Origin of the sequence: Microbispora sp. NBRC 16548, from assembly GCF_030268985.1 — a bacterium.
Classification (GTDB): domain Bacteria; phylum Actinomycetota; class Actinomycetes; order Streptosporangiales; family Streptosporangiaceae; genus Microbispora; species Microbispora catharanthi.
This window is the reverse complement of record NZ_BSSF01000063.1, coordinates 1-705: the sequence shown is the minus strand read 5'-3', so window position 1 is coordinate 705 and position 705 is coordinate 1. Positions and strand designations below refer to the sequence as shown.

The window sequence follows — 705 nt, the reverse complement described above, 5'->3', positions numbered from 1 at the left end:
GCGCCAACGCCGCCGCACACTCCGCGATCCGCCCCGAAAACACCGGCGAGGACGCCAGCAACTCCGCACCCATCCCCGCCCACTGCGCCCCCTGCCCCGGAAACACGAACACCGTCTTGCCCGTGACGTCCGCCGATCCGGTGACGACGGCGGGGACCGACTCTCCGGTCGCCAGCGCGTTCAGCGCGGCCACCGCCTCGTCCCGGTCACCCGCGACCACGACCGCCCGCTCGTCCAGCGCGGCACGCGTGGTGGCGAGGGCGTGCCCGATCTCGGCCGCCGACAGCTCCCGGTTCTCCGCGGCGAACTCCGCCAGCCGCGCCGCCTGCGCGCGCAGCCCGCCGGCGCCGCGCCCCGACACCGGCCACACGGGCACCGGCACCGGCACCGCGGCCTGCTCGGCGCGATCGGGGATCTCGTCGACGTCCTCGGGGGTCTCGCCGGGGAGCTCGGGGGCCTGCTCCACGATCACATGCGCGTTGGTGCCGCTCACCCCGAACGACGACACCCCCGCCCGACGCGGCCGATCCACCTCCGGCCACGCCCGCGCCTCCGTCAGCAAACGCACCCCACCCGAGGACCAATCCACCTTCGACGACGGCGCATCCACATGCAACGTCGCCGGCAACACCCCCCGCCGCAACGCCTCCACCATCTTGATCACACCAGCCACACCCGCAGCCGCCTGCGCATGCCCGATGTTCG

Annotated in this window: 1 protein-coding gene; it reads right to left on the bottom strand. The window is 74.5% G+C overall.

Annotated elements, in window-relative coordinates; translation table 11 throughout:
- Positions 1 to 700, bottom strand: a 700-nt coding sequence (locus tag QSK36_RS43035; RefSeq protein ID WP_285786439.1) for a ketoacyl-synthetase C-terminal extension domain-containing protein, incomplete at its 3' end; no start/stop codon positions are given.
- Positions 701 to 705 lie beyond the last annotated feature (5 nt).